Origin of the sequence: Streptomyces sp. NPDC007264, from assembly GCF_042869095.1 — a bacterium.
Classification (GTDB): Bacteria; Actinomycetota; Actinomycetes; order Streptomycetales; family Streptomycetaceae; genus Streptomyces.
On record NZ_JBIAFD010000012.1, the window covers coordinates 109,040 to 128,855 of the forward strand.

Consider the following 19,816-nt stretch of genomic DNA (forward strand, 5'->3'; position numbering starts at 1 on the left):
GGATACGTAACGGCGAGGCAATGTGACGCACGCCACGGTTTTGTACACCCCGGGCCGGCGCCGGGGCGTCTCCTGCGGCGCCGCCTCACAGTGCGAGCAGCATCGCCAGCATTCCGATGGCCATGGACAGGCGGCACACGCGTGCGAGTTCGGGCCGGTCGCCCCAGCCGACGGAGCGCGCGCCCGCGGTGGCCACCGCGGTCACCGGCACCAGCCGCACCCCCGACCACAGCACATACCCCGTGAAGTACAGCAGGAGCACCCCGGTGAGGGGCGGGACCCCCGCGTGCCCGTGGTGTCCGGGAGAGGCGGCCATCACCGCCGCCATGTAGGCCATCGCCAGAGCGCCCATCAGGTGGTGCAGATGGTGGGCCCCGGTGCGCGCCGCCCACAGCGACCGCAACGCCGCGGCGCCGAAGACCGCCGCATAGGCCATCCAGGCCCAGCGGGGCGGAGCCGCGACCGTCGCGGGCACGGCCATCAGCGCCATCCCGAAACCCATCACTGCCTCGCCGCCCGCGGTCCTGCGCTGTTCCTCGACGCTGCTGCGCAGGCGCAGCAGGCAGTAGGCGCCGGTCGCCGCGCACAGGGCGACGAGCAGCCAGCCGGGCGATGCCGGTCCGTGCACCGTCCCGTCCACCTCCCCCGCTCGACAGACCTGAACAGTCCTAAACGGCTGTAAGGGCGACATACCCCTCATCGACGGCGCGCAAGCGAGCGCACGGAGGTACGCGGCGGTACACGGGGGAGCATCGCCGCCGTGAACTGGGGCGGCGCTCCGAACGGAGATATTTATGGGTAAAGCACCTGACGATATCCCCGCGGTGGGCAGAGCGACCCCGCCTCCGGCCCTCCGCGTGCGCCCCCTGCCCCTCGCCGGCTTCGGCGGCCTGCTCGTCCGGTGGGAGGGCCGGCTCGGCGGCTCAGATGCCCGGGCGGTAGCGCAGGGGATGGTCGGTGGGGACCTCCACCAGCACGATCTGCGTGCCGTCCGGGTCCCTGATCCACATCTCGATCAGGCCCCACGGCTCCCTGACGGGCGGCCGCAGGATGTCGACCCCGTTGCCCGACAGTTCCTCGTGCGCGGCCGTCGCGTCCGGCACCTGGAGCCAGAGCTTGAGCGCGGGCGACGGCGGGGCGTCACCGTGCCCCGACACCTCCAGGAAGCCGCCGCCGAGGAAGTACACGACCCCGCGCTCGGGACCCGTGCCGAACTCCCGGTAGACGGCGAGCCCCAGTTTTCCGCCGTAGAAGGCGCGCGAGCGTTCCGGGTCGGTGGGACGCAGGAGGGTGCGGCTGCTCAATACGTGGACCATACAAGCGCAGATTAGTGGGGCGGTTACCCTCGCAGATGCCCGACTCGCGCCACGGAAGACGGAGATGCACCCCATGGACAGCCTTGCCGCCGCCCCCGCCAGCACGCACGGACTGACCTTCCGCGACGCGACCGAGGCGGACGCCGACGTGCTGGTCGCACTGATCGAGTCGGCCTACCGGGGCGACTCGAGCCGGGCCGGCTGGACCACCGAGGCGGACCTCCTCGAGGGGCAGCGCACCGATCGCGAGGGCGTGCTGGAGGTCATCGAGGCGCCGCACAGCCGGCTGCTCACCGTCGAGCGCGACGGAGCGGTCATCGCCTGCTGTCAGCTGGAACACCGCGGCGACCACGCCTACTTCGGGATGTTCACGGTCAGCCCCACGCTCCAGGGCGCGGGCCTCGGCAAGATGATCATCGCCGAGGCGGAGCGGACGGCCCGCGACACCTGGGGCGTGACGGAGATGCGGATGACGGTGATCTCCCTCCGGGACGATCTCATCGCCTGGTACGAGCGGCGCGGCTACCGCCGTACGGGGAGGATGAGCCCCTTCCCGTACGGCGACGAGCGCTTCGGTATCCCGCAGCGCGCGGACCTGCAGTTCGAGCTGCTGGTCAAGTCGCTGGGCTGAGGCACGCGCGGCGCGCGGACGGCGTCCGCCGGGGGCGGTCCCCCGGCGGTCACGCGGTGAAGCGGCCGGTGCGCTTGATCTCCGGATAGTCGGTGGTCGCGCCGTCCAGCTCGAGCGCGCGCACGAGCCGCAGGTGCTTCTGGGTGTTCACGACCCAGCCGAAGACCCTCAGCTCCGCCTTGCGCGCGTGCTCCACGACCTCGAGGGTGAGCCGGCGGATGTCGAGGCAGACGGTGGTGGCTCCGGCGTCCACCGCTCGCTCCACGACGTCGGTGCCGTAGCGGCCGGCGATCAGCGCGGTGCGCACGCCCGGTACCAGGCGGGCGATCTCGGCGAGCGCCGCGTCGTGGAACGACGACACCTCGACCCTGCCGACCAGGTCCCTGCGGCCCATGACGTCGGCCAGCGCGCGCGCCGCGGCCACGTCCTTGATCTCCGCCTGGAGCGGGGCCTTCACCGCGTCCAGGACCTCCTCGAGGACGGGGACCCGCTCGCCGCGTCCCGCGTCGAGCGCGCGCAGCTCGGCGAGGGTCTTCTCAGAGATGGGTCCGGTGCCGTCGGTCGTCCGGTCCACCTCGGCGTCGTGCATGATCACGAGGGCGCGGTCCTTGCTCAGATGCAGATCCAGCTCGATGACGTCGAGGCCCGCGCGCTCGGCGGCGACGAAGGACCTGAGGGTGTTCTCGGGCTCGACACCCATGACTCCGCGGTGACCGATGGTGAGGAAGTTCAAGGTTCAACTCGCTTCCGTCGACGGCGGCTCGGCTGTCGCGCGTGGCGCTCCCGTACCCGCGCGGCACGGCCGCAGCCTAGTGGCCCGGGTGCGCGCTGAACCCGCTCCTACGCGAGGCAATGGGTGTGCGGCACGGCGCGAATCCGCCCCTCGGGGCCGGGTGCGCGTCACCTCCCGGTGGGCGCGTCGCGCGGGTGTTGACCCCTGGCTCGCGGGTGCCGGGCTCTCGCCCGCACGCGCGTACGCATCGGCGGCCGGGTGAGAGTCGACGTTTCGAACACCGAGCATGGGGCAGGAAAAAGAGCGGTGAAGGTGGGGGTGCGCAGGAATATTTGCTGACCACCCCCTTGCTGGGGGAAACACTCTGTGCTTACGGTGTCCTTACGCGAGGTTCTCCCGTGGAGGATGGGTTATGACGGAAATTCTTGTGCAGGTGGGTTCGGGGGAGCGGGTTCCTCCGCTGAGCAGGGTGGTGGATCATCCGGCTTGGCCCGTGCTCAAGGACGCCGTCGATCAGATCCGGCCGTGGCAGGCCAAGGACGGCTCGATCGACTTCCACGCCGAGGGCGCACCTGATCGCGCGGCCGCCGAGTCCGCGGTGCGCCGTGTGGCGGAGGCCGTGGAGGAGCTCTCCCCCCTGCTGCCGCACGACGCCGCGTACCACGAGGCGCTCGTGAGGGACCTGCACCGCTGGGCCGAGGAGGGCTTCGGGGTGCCGGACTTCCTGGACTCGCTGATGGCCTTCCAGCCCGCCGCGATCCGCCGGGACGGCCTCCAGCACCTGGTCGTCTTCCCGATGTACACGCAGAACGGCAATCCCGACCGCAACCTCGAGGCGGTCGTCCTGCGCATGGTCTGGCCCGAGTGGCTCGCCGAGCTGGAGGCCACCCGCTACGACAACCCGCTGTTCTGCGGCATCACCTTCGAGGACTTCACCGGGGGCTACGACACCAACTCGGCCGTCCTCTTCCCCGAGACCGTCGCCGTGCGCGAGACGCCCGAGAGCTTCACCTGGGGCGCGATCTTCTGCGACCGCGAGGCCGCGCGCTTCCGCAGGGTCACCGCGGCCGCCGTCGACACCCTCGGGCTCGACCTGCCGAGCGACATCGCGGACATGGTCCACGACCAGGAGCGCTGCCAGCAGGCATTCGTCCTGTGGGACATGATCCACGACCGCGCCCACAGTCACGGCGACCTGCCGTTCGACCCGTTCATGATCAAGCAGCGCCAGCCGTTCTGGATGTACGGCCTCGAGGAGCTGCGCTGTGACCTCACCGCGTTCAAGGAGGCCGTGCGACTGGCGGCCGACGGCTTCCCGCAGGGGCGTGACGTGCAGTACGCGGTGCTCTTCGACCGCATGTTCCGCTTCCCGGTCACCGGCGAGCGGGTCCGCAACTACGACGGCCTCGGCGGACAGCTGCTCTTCGCGTACCTGCACCGGCACGACGTCGTCCGGTGGACCGACAACAAGCTCTCGATCGACTGGCAGCGGGCCCCGCAGGCCACCAACCAGCTGTGCGGCGAGATCGAGACGCTGTACCGCGAGGGCATCGACCGCCCCAAGCTGGTGCACTGGCTCAAGGCGTACGAATTCGTCTCCACCTACCTCTCGCCGCACCCGGCGTCCCGCTGGGCCAGGGGCGCGGACGCCCTGGACCTGACGCAGCCGCCGCGCAAGCTCGTGGACGACGTGCTTCCGGACGAGTTTCCGCTCAGCATGTTCTATGAGGCGCTCGCCAAGAAGCTCAAGAACGTGATTGCCTCGACGAAGGGCATCACCGCGGAGGCCGCCGAGCGGGCCGCCGCGTGAGCGCCCTGCGCACGAGCGACGGTGATGCTGCCCAGGAGGCGAAGAGCATGGGGAACGGAAACGGGGCGCTGAGCGGCTCCGTGATCGCGGTGGCCGGCGCGGGCGGACCCGCCGGCCGGGCGGCACTGCTGCGGCTCGCCGAGGCGGGAGCCGTCGTCGTCGGGTCCGACAACAACGCCGAGCGGCTGGCGGAGGCCGTCGACGCGGCGCGCTACGCGCATGGCGGGGCCACCGTCGTGGGGGAGAAGGTCGACCTGCTCGACCTGCAGTCCACCCGCGACTGGGCGGACCACATCGAGAAGGAGTTCGGCCGGGTGGACGGGGTGGTCCACCTCGTCGGGGGCTGGCGCGGCAGCTCCACGTTCACGCACACCGGGCTGTCCGACTGGGACCTGCTGGAGAGGCTGCTCATCCGCACCGTGCAGCACACCTCGCTGGCCTTCTTCGACGCGCTGCAGCGCAGCGACCACGGCCGCTACATCCTGATCAGCGCCGCCGGCGCGTCCCGGCCGACCGCCGGGAACGCGGCGTACGCCGCGGCGAAGGCCGCGGCCGAGGCGTGGACCCTGGCCATGGCCGACGGCTTCCGCAAGACCGCGGGCGAGGGCGGCCTGACCTCCGCGGCCACCGTTCTGGTGGTGAAGGCGCTGGTGCACGACGCGATGCGGGCCGAGCGCCCGCACGCGCAGTTCGCCGGCTTCACCGACGTCACGGACCTGGCCGAGGCCATCGCCGGCGTCTGGGAGAAGTCCGCCTCCGAAGTGAACGGAAACCGTCTGTGGCTGACCGAGAAGCCGTGAACCCTCCCAAGACCGACGCCCGTCGCCGTCACGACCCCCAGGCCCGGGGTTTCGCCAGCGACAACTACGCGGGCGCCCACCCGGAGGTGCTCGCCGCGCTGGCTCTGGCCAACGGCGGGCACCAGGTGGCCTACGGCGAGGACGTCTACACGGACAGCCTCCAGCAGATCGTCCGTGGTCACTTCGGCGCGACGGCGGAGGCGTTCCCGGTCTTCAACGGAACCGGTGCGAACGTCGTCGCGCTCCAGGCGGTCACCGACCGCTGGGGCGCGGTGATCTGCGCGGAGAGCGCGCACATCAACGTGGACGAGGGCGGCGCCCCCGAGCGCATGGGCGGGCTCAAGCTGCTCACCGTGCCCACGCCCGACGGCAAGCTCACCCCGGAGCTGATCGACCGGCAGGCGTGGGGGTTTGACGACGAGCACCGGGCCATGCCGCAGGTCGTCTCGATCGCCCAGAGCACGGAGCTCGGCACCCTCTACACGCCAGGGGAGATCCGCGCGATCTGCGAGCACGCCCATGCCCGCGGCATGAAGGTGCACCTGGACGGCTCCCGGATGGCCAACGCCGCCGCCTCACTGGACGTCCCGATGCGGACCTTCACCAACGCGGTCGGCGTCGACATCCTCTCCTTCGGGGGGACCAAGAACGGCGCGATCTTCGGGGAGGCGGTCGTCGTCATCAACCAGGACGCCGTGCGCCGCATGAAGCACCTGCGCAAGATGTCCATGCAGCTGGCCTCCAAGATGCGCTTCGTGTCGGTGCAGCTGGAGGCGTTGCTCGCCAAGGACCTGTGGCTGCGCAACGCGCGCCACGCCAACGAGATGGCCCAGCGCCTCGCCGAGGGCGTCCGGGCCGTGCACGGGGTGGAGATCCTCTATCCGGTGCAGGCCAACGCCGTCTTCGCGCGCCTGCCGCACGAGGTGAGCGAGCGCCTTCAGAAGCGCTTCCGGTTCTACTTCTGGAACGAGGCCGCGGGCGAGGTCCGCTGGATGTGCGCCTTCGACACGACGGAGGACGACGTGGACCGGTTCGTGGCGGCGCTCAAGGAGGAGATGGCGGGGTAGCTCCCTCTCCCGGGATGCATAGATATGCGGCTGATCGAAAAGTCATTGACTGTCGGTCGGCTGCATTCCTATGCTCTTGGTCATGGAGATGGTCCAGCAAACCCCCGATCTGTCTGCTTATTTGGCTGCTGACGACGTCATCGACCACCGGCACCGGCTGGTGCGTGCGACGGCCGCGCGGCTCGCGAAACAGGTGGCCGACTCGTATGCCTATGCGCAAGCCGCCTACGAGTTCGTGCGCGACGAGATTCCGCACTCCGACGACAGCGGCGACCCGCGGGTCACCTGGCGCGCCTCCGACGTCCTGGAGCGGCGCACCGGCATCTGCTACGCCAAGGCGCACGCGCTGACGGCCCTCCTGCGGGCCGAGGACATCCCGACGGCGCTGTGCTACCAGCGGCTCCGGCTCGACGGGGGCGGCCATGCCGTGCACGGTCTGGTCGCCGTGCGGTTCCGCGGTGCCTGGCACCGCCAGGACCCGCGGGGCAACAAGCCCGGCGTCGAGGCCCGGTTCTCCCTCGACGGTGAACGGCTGGCCTGGACCCCCGACGAAAAGTTCAACGAGGTGGACTATCCAGTGCTGTACGCTGAACCTCACCCGGTCGTGGTGAACGTCCTCAGGGCCGCTCCCGACCGGCCTTCCCTCTGGAAGACGCTCCCCACCGCACTCTGAGGCAGACGATGACTCTCACCCTGACCGTGTCCGACGAGGTGCGCGCCCTCGCACCCGGCTTCACGCATGTCGCGATCGAGGCGGACGGGCTTGTCAACGGCCCCAGCACCGAGGCCACCTCTGCTCTGCTCGACGACGCCGCCCGCCGGCTCGCCGGGCGTCTGGACGGGCGCGCCCCGCACGAGGATCCGCACATGGCGGCCTGGCGCGCGGTGTACACCGCCTTCGGCGCCAAGCCGTCCCGTACCCGCAACTCCGCCGAGGCGCTCGCCAAGAGGGCCCTGTCGGACAGCGGTCTGCCCCGGATCAACGTGCTCGTCGACGTCTACAACGCGATCAGCGTCGCCCATCTCGTCCCGGTCGGCGGCGAGGACCTCCACCGCATTCGGGGCGGCATGCGGCTGGTGCGGGCCACGGGCGAGGAGGACTTCGGGACCGTCGCGGCGGGCGAGGAGAGCGTCGAGCGCCCCGAGGCCGGCGAGGTGGTCTGGTGCGACGGCGCCGGCGTGACCTGCCGCCGCTGGAACTGGCGCCAGGGCCCCCGCACCCGGCTCACCGAGGAGACCACCTCGGCGGTCTTCCTGCTGGAGAGCCTGGCCCCGATGCCGGTCGCCGACGTGGAGAAGGCCGCCGCCGAACTGGCCGACCTGCTGGAGAGGTTCAGCCCCGGGGCCCGGATCGCCGTTCGCGAGCCGGCCTGACCCGCCTCAGCCCGCCTCGGGCGCGCGCAGCTGCTCCGGGGTCGGAGCCGTGCCGCCGAGATGGGCCGGCATCCACCAGGTGTCGTCCGGCCCCTTGGGGCGTACGGGGTAGGCGCGCTGCGCGGCCTCCAGCAACTCCTGGACGCGCCCGCGCAACTGGCGGGTGAGTGCACCCGCGTAGCTGTCGCGCGGTGCCTCCATGGCCTCGCCGACCCGGATCGTGACCGGGGTGTGGCTGCGCCGGAAGTTGCGCGGGTGCCCCTTCGTCCACAGCCGCTGCGTGCCCCACAGGGCCATCGGAACCAGCGGGACGCCCGCCTCCTGGGCCAGGCGCACGGCTCCGGACTTGAAGCTCTTGAGGGTGAAGGACTGCGAGATGGTCGCCTCGGGGAAGACCCCGACGATCTCGCCCGACTTCAGCGAGTCCAGCGCGTGGGCGTACGCCGCCTCGCCCTGGTTGCGGTCCACCGGGATGTGCTTCATGGCGCGCATCAGGGGACCGGAGATCTTGTGCCGGAAGACGGACTCCTTGGCCATGAAGCGCACCAGACGCTTCTGCGGGAGGGCCGCCAGGCCGTCGAAGATGAAGTCCAGATAACTGATGTGGTTGCTCACCAGGACCGCACCACCCGAGCGCGGGATGTTCTCCGAGCCCTTACAGTCGATCTTCAGGTCCCACACCTTGAACATCGTGAGGGCGAGACCGATGACGGGGCGGTAGACGAGCTCAGCCATGGACGGGACAGACCCCTTCTCTCTGCCTGGGAAGGGACTCCCGGCGGGAAGTTACGCAGCCGTAGGTTACGGCATCCCGCCGATCGTGCCCCATGAACGGACGGGTGGGCCAGTCCTGGTACAGGTGAACGGCGAGATACTCGTCACGTCGGCCGCGAGGCCCACGTCCGGATTGTCCACGGCCCCGGCCGTGCGCGTCCCGCGACCCGCCGTACGCGCCGGCCCGGCCCACCCGTCGGGCGTTGCGCGGCGGGCGGGCGTACGGGGCCGGGAATTCCCGGGGGCCGCACGACGCTGGAGCAGCCGACGCCGAAAGGGAGTACCGCTTCGGCGGCGGAGCGGAGAGGGCGGAGAGGACGGAGCGTGGGAGTGCGCGGGCGGGACGACGGAAGGCGGCTCGGTGCACCCGAGTTGGGCCGGCGGCTCGGCGAACGGGCGACCCTGGTCCAGTTCTCCAGTGTCTTCTGCGCCCCCTGCCGGGCCACGCGACGGGTTCTCGCCGAGGTGGCCGCCATGGTGCCCGGCGTCACCCATGTGGAGATCGACGCCGAGCAGCGGCTCGAACTCGTCCGCGTACTCGACGTCCTGAGGACTCCGACCGTGCTCGTCCTGGACGCGGACGGACGGATCGTGCGGCGCGCGACCGGACAGCCCCGCAAAGCCGACGTGATCGCCGCCCTCGGCGAGGCCGTCCGACCCTCACCCGGCCCAAGGCCGCACCGCCCCGGCGACGGGTGACGCATCTCCCAGATGCCGGAACGCGCTTGACTGCACGCACCACCTATCGTCAGTGTGACCGTATGCCCCCGGAACTCCTTCTCTTCGAGCGTGTCCACGTGGATCTGGCCCGCACCGCGAGTGCGTGTTGTCCGGCTCGCTGAACCACCCCGGATCCGCCCCCGCCCTCGGCCCGGCCCGAGTGGGGGACCACCAGGTCACCTCTCGCAGAAGGACAACTCCATGACGGCCATTCCCGGCCTCGGTACCCCCCGGCTCGCTTCCCCGGACCTCTTGCGCTCCGCCTTCCGGCGGCACGCGGCCGGAGTCGCCGTGATCACCGCCCAGGGCGGCACGGGCCCGGTCGGCTTCACCGCGACCTCCCTCACCTCGGTCTCCGCCGAGCCCCCGCTCGTCTCCTTCGGCATAGGCACGCGTTCCTCCTGCTGGCCGGCCGTCTCCGAGGCCGACCACATCGGGGTGCATGTGCTCGGTGAGCACCAGGAAGCCCTGGCCGGCACCTTCGCGCGCAGCGGCGCGGACCGCTTCGCGGCGCCCACCGGCTGGCGGGAGGGCCCCGAGGGCGTCCCACTGCTGGACGACGTGCTCGCCTGGCTCGTCTGCCGCGTGGTGACCCGGGTGCCCGCGGGAGACCACCGCGTCGTCATCGCGGAGGTCGTCGTCGGTGATCCGTCGGGGTCGGGGCGGCCGCTCCTCTATCACCAGGGGCGTTTCAGCGGCCTTCGCGACTGAACCTACCGGTCGGTTACTGAGCGTTGCCAAGGTCACAGTTCAAAGCGCTTGCTTAGCGGGCATCCAATGGGTGTACTGGCGAGTAATATTTCGTTCGGAGCGCGGGGTCGCCCCGACCGGGATCAGCCGCTCCGGGCGCCTATGCTGCCTGGAAGAAGGCAGCCCAGAAATGACGATGCAGTAGGAGAGCCGGCGTGAGCTTGAGGATCGTTGTCACTGTGAAGTATGTGCCCGACGCCACGGGCGACCGGCATTTCGCCGATGACCTGACCGTCGATCGTGACGATGTGGACGGGCTGCTCTCCGAGCTGGACGAGTATGCGGTCGAGCAGGCGCTGCGGATCGCGGAGAGTGCCGACGACGCCGAGGTCACTGTTTTGACGGTGGGTCCGGAGGATGCCAGGGACGCGCTGCGCAAGGCGTTGTCGATGGGTGCGGACAAGGCGGTCCATGTGGAGGACGAGGACCTGCACGGGACGGACGCGATCGGTACCTCGCTGGTGCTGGCCAAGGCGATCGAGAAGGCCGGTTACGACCTGGTGGTCTCCGGCATGGCGTCGACGGACGGCACGATGGGTGTGGTGCCGGCGTTGCTGGCGGAGCGTCTGGGTGTGCCGCAGGTGACGCTGCTGTCGGAGGTGCTGGTCGAGGACGGTGTGGTCAGGGGCCGTCGTGACGGTGATGCGGCCTCCGAGCGGCTGGAGGCGCGGCTTCCGGCGGTGGTGTCGGTGACCGACCAGTCGGGTGAGGCGCGGTATCCGTCCTTCAAGGGCATCATGGCGGCGAAGAAGAAGCCGGTCGAGTCCTGGGATCTGTCCGACCTCGGTCTGGAGGCGGAGGAGGTCGGTCTCGAGGGTGCCTGGAGCGTGGTGGAGTCCGCGGCTCAGCGGCCGGCGCGTTCCGCGGGCACGATCGTCAAGGACGAGGGCGAGGGCGGCAGGCAGCTCGCTGAGTTCCTCGCGAGCCAGAAGTTCATCTAGGGCTCATCGGCCTGACCGTTCCTCAGATTCGTCATCCGCAAGGAGATCCATCCCATGGCTGAAGTTCTCGTCTATGTCGACCACGTGGACGGTGCCGTCCGCAAGCCCACTCTGGAGCTGCTGACCCTGGCCCGTCGTATCGGTGAGCCGGTCGCGCTGGCTCTGGGCGCGGGCGCCGGGAACACCGCGTCCACGCTCGCCGAGCACGGCGCGGTGAAGGTCCTCACCCACGAGGCCGCCGAGTATGCCGACTACCTGGTCGTGCCCAAGGTGGACGCGCTGCAGGCCGCCTTCGAGGCCGTCTCCCCGGCCGCCGTGCTGGTGCCGTCCTCCGCGGAGGGCAAGGAGATCGCCGCCCGCCTGGCGCTGCGCATCGGCTCGGGCATCATCACCGACGCCGTCGACCTGGAGGCCGGCGACGAGGGGCCGGTGGCCACGCAGTCGGCGTTCGCCGCGTCGTTCACCACCAAGTCCCGGGTGTCCAAGGGCACCCCTGTCATCACCGTGAAGCCGAACTCGGCGCCGGTGGAGTCCGCTCCCGCCGCCGGTGCCGTCGAGGCGCTGTCCGTGTCCTTCTCGGACCAGGCGACCGGCACCAAGGTCACCGCGCGGACCCCGCGGGAGTCGACCGGGCGTCCGGAGCTGACCGAGGCCGCGATCGTCGTCTCCGGCGGCCGCGGCGTCAACGGCGCGGAGAACTTCGCCGTCATCGAGGCGCTGGCCGACTCCCTGGGCGCGGCGGTGGGCGCGTCCCGTGCCGCCGTGGACGCGGGTTGGTACCCGCACACCAACCAGGTCGGCCAGACCGGCAAGTCCGTCTCGCCGCAGCTGTACATCGCCAACGGCATCTCCGGCGCCATCCAGCACCGGGCCGGCATGCAGACGTCCAAGACGATCGTGGCGGTCAACAAGGACGCCGAGGCGCCGATCTTCGACCTCGTCGACTACGGCGTCGTCGGTGACCTCTTCGACGTCGTCCCGCAGCTCACCGAGGAGATCAAGGCCCGCAAGGGCTGAGCCGCTTCGTGTGCGAGAGGCCCCCGCGACCGTGCTTGAGTTCTAGTGACGGTCGCGGGGGCCTCTCGCCGTAAGAGGAGACGTGACGTGCGTAAGGGGGTGTTGACCGGCGGCGAGCCCCTGGATAACTTCGCTCGACGGATTGCGGATTCCGTGTGACGGAAAGCGGGTGCGGGATGGGTCGGGCCGGGCAGGAGCGCGTGACAACGAGCCTCGCCGGCGCCGTCAGTGAGGAGATCAGTGCCTCGCTCGCGCCCGTCGACGCCGAGTTGGCGCGCCGCTACCCCGGTGATCCCGGGACCCGCCAGCCCGTCCACACGGTCTATGTGCCCGGTGACGCCTTCACCGCCGGCACCGTCCGCTCCTGGGGCGACCAGGCCCTCGCCGCCCTCGACCGACACGCCCCGGACGCCGCCGCCCTGGCCGCCGTGCTCGGCCTGGCGGACCACCTGGCCGGGCCCGTCCACGACCGCGTCCGCGCCAAGCTGGAGCGCGAGCCCGTCGAGGACCTGCGCGTCGACTTCGAGGACGGCTACGGACCGCGGCCCGACGCCGAGGAGGACCAGGCGGCGGCCCGCGCGGCCCGGCTGATCGCCGAGGCGTACGAGAACGGCACGGCCGCCCCGTACATGGGCATCCGCATGAAGTGCCTGGAGGCGCCCGTGCGCGACCGGGGCATCCGCACGCTGGACGTCTTCCTGACCGGGCTGATGGAGGCCGGTGGGCTCCCGGACGGCCTCGTGCTCACCCTGCCCAAGGTCACGTACGCCGAACAGATCACCGCCATGGTGAGACTGCTGGAGGAGTTCGAGAAGACCCACGGGCTCATGCCCGGACGGATCCGCTTCGAGATCCAGATCGAGACCAGCCAGGCCGTCCTCGCGGCGGACGGCACCGCCACCGTCGCCCGCATGATCCAGGCCGCCCGGGGCCGCGCCACCGGACTGCACTACGGCACGTTCGACTACAGCGCCTGCCTCGGTGTGTCCCCCGCCCATCAGGCCAGTGACCACCCGGCCGCCGATCACGCCAAGGCGGTCATGCAGGTCGCGGCCGCGGGTACCGGCGTACGCGTCTGCGACGGCTCCACGAACGTCCTCCCGGTCGGAGACACCGAGCAGGTGCACGACGCGTGGCGGCTGCACTACGGGCTCACCCGACGGGCCCTGGCCCGCGCCTACCACCAGGGCTGGGACATGCACCCCGGCCACCTCCCGACCCGCTACGCGGCGGTGTTCGCCTTCCACCGCGAGGGCTTCGAGCAGGCCGCGGCCCGCCTGGCCCGCTACACGGCCCGCGCCGGCGGCGACGTCCTGGACGAGCCTGCGACCGCCAGGGCACTCGGCGGCCATCTGCTGCGCGGACTGGACTGCGGCGCGCTCGGCACCGCCGAGGTCGCCGAGGCCACCGGCCTGACCCGCGACGGCCTCGAGCGTCTGGCGGCGCGGGGGCGGGGCGAGGAAACGGCGTCGACGCGATGACGTGCACCTGAGGGGACGTCACGCGCCGCCGGACCACGCGCCGTTCCCGCGGCGGGCGTGCCGGGCAGGCCCGTGCCGTGGCGCGCGGGTGGGACCGTCCCGGCACCATCGCCGTGCACGGTGGTGGGCGCGCCGGTGGGCGTGCCGGTGGTCAGTCGGCCGGGGGCAGTTCGCCCGAGCCGCGGGTGATCAGCCGTGTCGGGAGCACGATGCGCTCCGGGGCGATGAGCGCGCCGTCGAGCTGGCGGAAGAGGCGCTCGGCTGCCGTACGGCCGAGGGCGGCGGCGTCCTGGGCGACGACCGTGACGCCGGGCTTGAGCAGGTCGGCCAGCTCGAAGTCGTCGAAGCCCACGAGGGCAACGGGACGGTCGTGCTCGGCCAGGACGCGCACGACGGTGACCGTGACCCGGTTGTTTCCCGCGAAGACGGCGGTGACGGGGGAGGGGCCCGCGAGCATCTCCTCGGCGGCGCGCCGCACCCGCTCCGGGTCGGTGACGCCGAGCGACATCCAGGAATCCTCGACCGGTATGCCGGCGTCCTCCATGGCGGTCCGGTAGCCCCGCAGCCGCTCGGCAGCGGTGTGGATGCGCGGCATGTCACCGATGAAGCCGATACGGCGGTGGCCGTGCGCGATGAGGTGGGCGACCCCGTCGCGGGCACCGCCGAAGCTGTCGGACAGCACCACGTCGGCGTCGATCCGGCCGGCGGGCCGGTCCACGAACACCGTGGCGACGCCCGCCTTGATCTCCGGTGCCAGATAGCGGTGGTCGTCGCCGGCCGGGATGATCACCAGGCCGTCCACGCGCCGCGCGCACAGCGCCAGCACGAGCTCCTGCTCGCGGCCGGGGTCCTCCGCGCTGGAACCGTTGATCAGCAGGGCGCCGTGGGCTCGGGCCACCTCCTCGACCGCGCGGCTCAGCGGCCCGTAGAAGGGGTCCGCGAGGTCCTCCAGGACCAGGCCGATGCTCGCGGTGCGGCCCTTGCGCAGTACCCGCGCGCTGTCGTTGCGGCGGAAGCCCAGCGCGTCGATGGCCTCCTGGACACGGCGCTCGGTGTCCGGGGTGACGCCCGGTTCGCCGTTGACCACGCGCGAGACCGTTTTCAGCCCCACACCGGCGCGCGCTGCCACGTCCTTCATGGTGGGACGGTTGCCGTAGCGGTTCTCGGGCCGGCGGCCGGTCTGGGGCACGATGCGCTGTCCTGTCCTGTCGTCCACGGGGATGCGGCGGTCCATGGAGTTGTATGAGGATGTGGCGTCGAGCATAGAGCCTGGACAACGTTGTCAGATGCACGGGAGACTGTCCACCGCAATCTCCGGCCTGCGCCTTCCCCCAGAGGCGCTCCCTGTCTTTTCCCGGTCGGAGGCTCGGACCCCGCGTGCGGCGCCGCCGGACGTCGGGACCGCTACTACTCGGCATTGGGAGATCTGACACTGATGCACACCGACCTCGTGGCCGCGCTCGACATCGGCGGCACCAAGATCGCCGGAGCGCTGGTGGACGGCCACGGCCGGATCCTGGTGCGCGCGCAGCGCGCGACGCCCGCGCAGGAGGACGGCGACACCGTGATGGGGACCGTGGAGGACGTGATGGGCGAGCTGACCCGGTCCTCCCTCTGGGGCAGGGCGCGTGCCGTGGGCATCGGCAGCGCGGGCCCGGTGGACGCCTCGACGGGCACGGTGAGCCCGGTCAACGTGCCGGGCTGGCGCGACTATCCGCTGGTCGAGCGGGTACGGGCGGCGGCGGGTGGGCTGCCCGTCGAGCTGATCGGCGACGGAGTGGCCATCACGGCCGCCGAGCACTGGCAGGGCGCCGCGCGGGGCCACGACAACGCGTTGTGCATGGTCGTCTCCACGGGCGTGGGCGGCGGGCTGGTCCTGGGCGGGCGGCTGCATCCCGGTCCGACCGGCAACGCGGGCCACATCGGGCACATCAGCGTCGATCTGGACGGCGACCCGTGCCCGTGCGGTTCGCGCGGCTGCGTGGAACGCATCGCGAGCGGGCCCAACATCGCGCGCCGCGCGCTGGAGGGCGGCTGGCAGCCGGGACCCGACGGCGACACCTCGGCGGCCGCGGTGGCCGCCGCCGCCCGCGCGGGCGACTCGGTCGCCGTGGCGTCCTTCGAGCGGGCCGCCCAGGCCCTGGCCGCGGGCATCGCCGCGACCGCGACCCTCGTCGAGATCGACATCGCGGTCGTCGGCGGGGGAGTGGGCAAGGCCGGCGACATCCTCTTCGCGCCGCTGCGCAAGGCCCTGGCCGGCTACGCCACCCTCTCCTTCGTGCGGCGCCTGACCGTGGCGCCCGCGCTGATGGGCACGGACGCGGGCCTGGTGGGCGCGGCCGCGGCGGCCCTGCGCGGCCGGGAGAGCACGCCGACGGCGAACGCCGTGACCTGACGGGGGGCGGCCGGGCCGTCGGAGGCAGGGCCCGCCGCGCGTGCGCCGAGGCGGCGACCGCGCGCCGTGTCCGGCGTGGCGGGCCGCTGCCTCGCGTCTGCGGCGTGGCGGGCCCTGCCTCGCGTCTGCGGCGTGGCGGGCCGCCGCCTCGCGTCTCCGGGGCCGTGCCCGCCGGGGCGGCGTGTCCGCGCGGGAGACGTCCCGGTGCGCGGAGGACGCGTCCCCGGCGCGGCTGCGGCGGGGACACTTCCTCGACGGCGCTCAGCAGCTCAGCTTCGCGTCCGCCCAGTCCGCGTGGTCCGAGTCGATGCCGTCGCCCCCGTCGGTGACGACGAGGCGGACCACGCGGGCACCCGCCACGTCGGCGCTGAGCGGTTGCGCGGGCATCGCGTTGGTCAGCACCCCGGTGGAGGCGGCCTTCGTGCCGTCCGCCCAGATCTCGAAGGCGACCGTGCCGGCTCCGCCCTTCTCGTCGTCCACGCCGACGTCCGCCGTGACCGTCCCGCACGACCCGCCCGTGTAGTACGCGATGTCGCTCCCGGCGTGCGCACCGAGCCCTTTGGCGTACACGACGCCGCCGAGCGTGAGGGGGTGACCGTCACCGGCGGCGCTCTCCCCGTTGCTGGTGTTGCGCTCGACCGGGCCGTAGCCGTTGGCGGCGGAGATCCACGGCAGGTCGCCGAGGTACGAGGTCCCCGCGGGCGGTGGCACGACGACGGTCGCCGTGACCGGTACCAGGCTCTGCGCCGATGCCCCCGTCGGCGACCGGTAGGCCGTCCTCAGCGTCAGGGCGTACGGTCCCGTCTCCGTGCCCCGGGGTGCCGTCACCCGCCACGAGGTGCGCAGGGTGCGGCCCGTCCGCAGGACGCGCGCGGACGTCCCCGACACCGCCCGCACCGTCCACCCCTCGGGCCCGGTCAGCGACACGGACACGCGCCCGGCCGGTGTACGGCCGAGGTCGGTCACCGCCGAGGTGAGGGTCGCCGTCCTGCCCGCCTCGACCAACGGGGCGCCGTCCAGGGCGAGATCGACCGCGGGCGGGTGCTGCGCCCAGTGCCGGTCGGCGGTGACGCGGACGAGGAACGTGCCGTGCGCGGGCACCGTCGCCGAGATCGTGCCCGCGGTGTTGTAACTCCTGTGCCGCCACAGGTCGCGCAGCGTGTAGCCGCTCGCCTGCGGCAGGCCGACGGCCGCGGCGGTCGTGGCGATCCGCTGCGCGCTGCCCGTCTCGTTGAAGAGGGCCACCGCCCGGCTGCCGTCCTTCATCTCCTTGGCGACCACCCAGCGCCCGCCCTCGGAGGAGACCACCGTGCCCTGCTTCCCCAGCGGGTCCTGGTCGACGGCGACGACCTCCTTGTCGCCGACGATGCCGAGGGTCGCCGGCGACGCCTTGCGCAGGTCGGATCCGATGAGAAGGGGCGCGGCCACCATCGACCACATGGAGAAGTGGGTGCGGTACTCGGTGTCGGTCATCCCGCCGTTGCCCACCTCCAGCATGTCCGGGTCGTTCCAGTGCCCGGGGCCCGCGTACGGCGCGAGCGGCAGGTTCTGCTTGAGGATCGACAGCATCGAGCCCCAGTTGTCACTGATGTCGCCCGTGGTGCGCCACAGATGTCCGACGTCCGGCGCCCACTCCCAGGGCTTGTTCTCCCCCCACTCACAGATGCTGTAGACGATCGGACGCCCCGTGGACCGCGAGGCGGCCGCGAGGGCGTCACGCATCGTCGTGTAGCGCTGTTCGGCGTCCACGCCCTGGTTGTTGCAGTTGTCGTACTTCAGGTAGTCCACGCCCCAGTCGGCGAACTGCTGCGCGTCGCCGTACTCATGACCGAGCGCGCCCGGGAAACCGGCGCTGTCGCACGTCCTGGTGCCCGCGCTGGTGTAGATCCCGAGCTTGAGCCCCTTGGAGTGGACGTAGTCCGCCACGGCTTCGATCCCGCCGGGAAAGCGCACCGGGTCGGGCACGAGCCTGCCGTTCGCGTCCCGCGACGGCAGGGCCCAGCAGTCGTCGAGGTTGACGTACTGGTATCCGGCGTCCCTGAGGCCCTTCTCGACGAGGATGTCGGCGATCCCCTTGACCATCGACTCGTTGAACTCGGCCCGGCAGTGGGTGGAGTTCCAGTTGTTGAAGCCCATGGGGGGAGTGAGGGCGAGGCCGTCGGCGAGTCGTGGTGCGACCGGTGCCGCAGCGGGCGCGGCGAGGGCCGGCGCGACGACCCCGATCGTGGACAGCAGCCCTGCGGCGAGCGTGCCGACCACACGTCGGCGGATGGTGCGGATGAGAAGGTGACGCATCGTTACGTTCCTCCGTCTTCACGACCGTTGGGGAGCCTGCATGCCCGCGTCAACCGTGCGCGCTTACGGTAGGACGTGTTGGAGTCTGTCGGAAGAGGAGTGGTCGTGTTTGTTCGATGGCTCGTCGGACACCGGACGAACTCCGTACGCCGAGCGTGTCCTCACCCCGGGGCGTGACGGCGGTGCTCGCTTCTGCTCGGCGGCGTGCGTGACCCCTGCCGGATTCCGCAGTTGAACAGCGCATGAAGAAGCGCAGCATGCTCGCCATCGCCTCCCTCGCCACCGGCTTCGTCGTGGCCGCCGTCACGCCGTCCCACGCCGCCGACCACGAGGGGACCGGCGATCTGAACGTCAGGGACACCCTGAGCGCCGTCGACCACACCCTCGGCCAGGACGGCCTCGCCACGGACGAGGACGCCCCAGGACAGAACGGCTGACGACCGCCCGTGCCCGCGGCGCCGGTGCCCCCGCTCCCGGGGCACCGGCGCCGCGGGCACGCCGGGTACCCGGGCGTGGTCGCCGCCGCGGCACGCCTGTCGCCCGACGCGCCCTCATCAGCGCCGGGTTTCCGTGGCAGGCTGGAGCGGGCAAGCCACAGGGGGCCAACAGAAGAGGGGGAACCGTGATCGTCTGGATCAACGGTGCGTTCGGTGCGGGGAAGACGGCAACCGCACGGGAACTGATCGAACTGATCCCGAACAGCACGCTCTTCGACCCCGAGGTCATCGGCGAAGCGCTCGCGCACCTGCTGCCGCCCAAACGCCTCGCCGAGGTCGGCGACTTCCAGGACCTGCCGATCTGGCGACGGCTCGTGATCGACACCGCCGCCGCGATGCTGGGCGAACTCGGCGGTGTCCTCGTGGTTCCGATGACCCTGCTGCGCCAGGAGTACCGCGACGAGATCTTCGGCGGCCTCGCCGCCCGGCGCATCCCCGTGCGCCATGTACTGCTCGCCCCGGCCGAAACGATCCTGCGCGAGCGGATAGCCGGCCGGGAGGTTCCACCCGACCTTCCCGACGGGGAGATGCGGGTGCGTCAGTGGTCCTACGACCACATCGAGCCCTACCACGCCGCCCTGGCCGGCTGGCTCGCCGCCGACGCGCACCCCGTCGACAGCAGCGCCCTCACCCCGTACGAGACCGCCCTGCGGATCGCCGACGCCGTCCGCAGCGGTGACGCGCCCGTCTGCGACATCGTGCAGACCCCGGAGCCGACCGCGGAGACCGTCGCCGCCGGTGTGCTCCTCTTCGACGAGCAGGACCGCGTGCTGCTCGTCGACCCCACCTACAAGGCCGGCTGGGAGTTCCCCGGCGGCGTCGTGGAACCCGGTGAGGCCCCCGCCCGCGCGGGCATGCGCGAGGTCGCCGAGGAGACCGGCATCACGCTCGAGGAGGTTCCCCGGCTCCTCGTCGTGGACTGGGAGCCGCCCGCGCCGCCCGGCTACGGGGGGCTGCGCCTCCTCTTCGACGGCGGCCGGCTCGACAGCGGCGAAGCCGGCCGCCTCCTGCTGCCCGGGCCCGAACTGCGCGAGTGGCGGTTCGTCACCGAGGCGGAAGCGGCCGATCTCCTTCCCCCGGTGCGCTACGCGCGGCTCCGCTGGGCGCTGCGGGCCCGTGAACGAGGCGCGGCACTCTACCTGGAGGCGGGCGTGCCGCACGGCTGGACCGCGGCCGAGAGTCCCGATGGCGCGTGAGACCGGCGGTGCGTCCGGC

The 19,816-nt window shown here is 71.8% G+C and carries 20 protein-coding genes; 14 read left to right on the plus strand and 6 right to left on the minus strand.

Annotation, left to right across the window (positions count from 1 at the left end; all coding sequences use genetic code 11):
• Positions 1 to 85: 85 nt before the first annotated feature.
• Both ACFYMU_RS21690 and ACFYMU_RS21695 read right to left on the minus strand, forming a co-directional pair.
• Positions 86 to 628 (minus strand): DUF5134 domain-containing protein, encoded by a 543-nt coding sequence (locus tag ACFYMU_RS21690; protein ID WP_388375449.1) that lies wholly within the window; start codon positions 626 to 628, stop codon positions 86 to 88.
• A gap of 295 nt (positions 629 to 923) precedes the next feature.
• A complete protein-coding gene (locus ACFYMU_RS21695; RefSeq protein ID WP_388375451.1) occupies positions 924 to 1,316 on the minus strand; it encodes a VOC family protein in 393 nt (130 codons plus the stop codon).
• Positions 1,317 to 1,389: 73 nt separating this feature from the next.
• Between ACFYMU_RS21695 and ACFYMU_RS21700 the strand changes: the two genes are divergently transcribed.
• Positions 1,390 to 1,947, plus strand: a complete 558-nt coding sequence (locus ACFYMU_RS21700) for a GNAT family N-acetyltransferase (protein ID WP_388375454.1) — start codon at positions 1,390 to 1,392, stop codon at positions 1,945 to 1,947.
• A gap of 49 nt (positions 1,948 to 1,996) precedes the next feature.
• Here ACFYMU_RS21700 and ACFYMU_RS21705 read toward each other — a convergent pair whose 3' ends face one another.
• On the minus strand, positions 1,997 to 2,680 hold the full coding sequence (locus ACFYMU_RS21705; RefSeq protein ID WP_388375457.1) for a glycerophosphodiester phosphodiesterase: 684 nt from the start codon (positions 2,678 to 2,680) through the stop codon (positions 1,997 to 1,999).
• Between the two features lie 412 nt (positions 2,681 to 3,092).
• Between ACFYMU_RS21705 and ACFYMU_RS21710 the strand changes: the two genes are divergently transcribed.
• From ACFYMU_RS21710 to ACFYMU_RS21730, 5 genes are all read left to right on the plus strand, one after another.
• Entirely contained in the window at positions 3,093 to 4,490 is a 1,398-nt protein-coding gene (locus ACFYMU_RS21710) for a DUF6421 family protein (protein ID WP_388375460.1), read from the plus strand.
• Between the two features lie 47 nt (positions 4,491 to 4,537).
• Entirely contained in the window at positions 4,538 to 5,290 is a 753-nt protein-coding gene (locus ACFYMU_RS21715) for an SDR family NAD(P)-dependent oxidoreductase (RefSeq protein WP_388375463.1), read from the plus strand.
• Complete coding sequence (locus tag ACFYMU_RS21720) at positions 5,287 to 6,357, plus strand: threonine aldolase family protein (RefSeq protein WP_388375466.1); 1,071 nt, start codon at positions 5,287 to 5,289, stop codon at positions 6,355 to 6,357. Before ACFYMU_RS21715 ends, ACFYMU_RS21720 begins: the two co-directional genes overlap by 4 nt.
• An 82-nt stretch (positions 6,358 to 6,439) precedes the next feature.
• Positions 6,440 to 7,030, plus strand: coding sequence for a transglutaminase family protein (locus ACFYMU_RS21725; protein WP_388375469.1), 591 nt, complete (start codon positions 6,440 to 6,442; stop codon positions 7,028 to 7,030).
• Positions 7,031 to 7,038: 8 nt separating this feature from the next.
• A complete protein-coding gene (locus tag ACFYMU_RS21730; RefSeq protein WP_388375472.1) occupies positions 7,039 to 7,731 on the plus strand; it encodes a B3/4 domain-containing protein in 693 nt (230 codons plus the stop codon).
• A 6-nt stretch (positions 7,732 to 7,737) separates the two neighbouring features.
• On the opposite strand, the gene ACFYMU_RS21735 is transcribed toward ACFYMU_RS21730, so the two are convergent.
• A complete protein-coding gene (locus tag ACFYMU_RS21735) occupies positions 7,738 to 8,466 on the minus strand; it encodes a lysophospholipid acyltransferase family protein (protein WP_388375474.1) in 729 nt (242 codons plus the stop codon).
• A 294-nt stretch (positions 8,467 to 8,760) separates the two neighbouring features.
• On the opposite strand from ACFYMU_RS21735, the gene ACFYMU_RS21740 reads away from it, so the two are divergent.
• From ACFYMU_RS21740 to ACFYMU_RS21760, 5 genes are all read left to right on the plus strand, one after another.
• A complete protein-coding gene (locus ACFYMU_RS21740; protein ID WP_388375742.1) occupies positions 8,761 to 9,204 on the plus strand; it encodes a TlpA family protein disulfide reductase in 444 nt (147 codons plus the stop codon).
• Positions 9,205 to 9,426: 222 nt separating this feature from the next.
• The gene (locus ACFYMU_RS21745; RefSeq protein ID WP_388375477.1) at positions 9,427 to 9,936 is read left to right on the plus strand and encodes a flavin reductase family protein; all 510 of its coding nucleotides are present in this window, start codon (positions 9,427 to 9,429) and stop codon (positions 9,934 to 9,936) included.
• 194 nt (positions 9,937 to 10,130) lie between these two features.
• Positions 10,131 to 10,916 (plus strand): electron transfer flavoprotein subunit beta/FixA family protein, encoded by a 786-nt coding sequence (locus ACFYMU_RS21750; RefSeq protein WP_388375480.1) that lies wholly within the window; start codon positions 10,131 to 10,133, stop codon positions 10,914 to 10,916.
• Positions 10,917 to 10,970: 54 nt separating this feature from the next.
• The gene (locus tag ACFYMU_RS21755) at positions 10,971 to 11,933 is read left to right on the plus strand and encodes an electron transfer flavoprotein subunit alpha/FixB family protein (RefSeq protein WP_388375482.1); all 963 of its coding nucleotides are present in this window, start codon (positions 10,971 to 10,973) and stop codon (positions 11,931 to 11,933) included.
• Positions 11,934 to 12,109: 176 nt separating this feature from the next.
• Positions 12,110 to 13,414, plus strand: coding sequence for a DUF6986 family protein (locus ACFYMU_RS21760; protein ID WP_388375744.1), 1,305 nt, complete (start codon positions 12,110 to 12,112; stop codon positions 13,412 to 13,414).
• Positions 13,415 to 13,565: 151 nt separating this feature from the next.
• Here ACFYMU_RS21760 and ACFYMU_RS21765 read toward each other — a convergent pair whose 3' ends face one another.
• A complete protein-coding gene (locus ACFYMU_RS21765; RefSeq protein WP_388375747.1) occupies positions 13,566 to 14,648 on the minus strand; it encodes a LacI family DNA-binding transcriptional regulator in 1,083 nt (360 codons plus the stop codon).
• Between the two features lie 201 nt (positions 14,649 to 14,849).
• Between ACFYMU_RS21765 and ACFYMU_RS21770 the strand changes: the two genes are divergently transcribed.
• Positions 14,850 to 15,809 (plus strand): ROK family protein, encoded by a 960-nt coding sequence (locus ACFYMU_RS21770; protein WP_388375485.1) that lies wholly within the window; start codon positions 14,850 to 14,852, stop codon positions 15,807 to 15,809.
• A 261-nt stretch (positions 15,810 to 16,070) separates the two neighbouring features.
• On the opposite strand, the gene ACFYMU_RS21775 is transcribed toward ACFYMU_RS21770, so the two are convergent.
• Positions 16,071 to 18,104 carry an NPCBM/NEW2 domain-containing protein gene (locus ACFYMU_RS21775; protein ID WP_388375488.1) on the minus strand — a complete coding sequence of 678 codons (2,034 nt, stop codon included), beginning with the start codon at positions 18,102 to 18,104 and terminating at the stop codon, positions 16,071 to 16,073.
• Between the two features lie 242 nt (positions 18,105 to 18,346).
• On the opposite strand from ACFYMU_RS21775, the gene ACFYMU_RS21780 reads away from it, so the two are divergent.
• Both ACFYMU_RS21780 and ACFYMU_RS21785 read left to right on the plus strand, forming a co-directional pair.
• Positions 18,347 to 18,541 (plus strand): hypothetical protein, encoded by a 195-nt coding sequence (locus ACFYMU_RS21780; RefSeq protein ID WP_388375491.1) that lies wholly within the window; start codon positions 18,347 to 18,349, stop codon positions 18,539 to 18,541.
• Between the two features lie 185 nt (positions 18,542 to 18,726).
• Positions 18,727 to 19,797 (plus strand): NUDIX domain-containing protein, encoded by a 1,071-nt coding sequence (locus ACFYMU_RS21785; protein WP_388375494.1) that lies wholly within the window; start codon positions 18,727 to 18,729, stop codon positions 19,795 to 19,797.
• Positions 19,798 to 19,816: the final 19 nt, after the last annotated feature.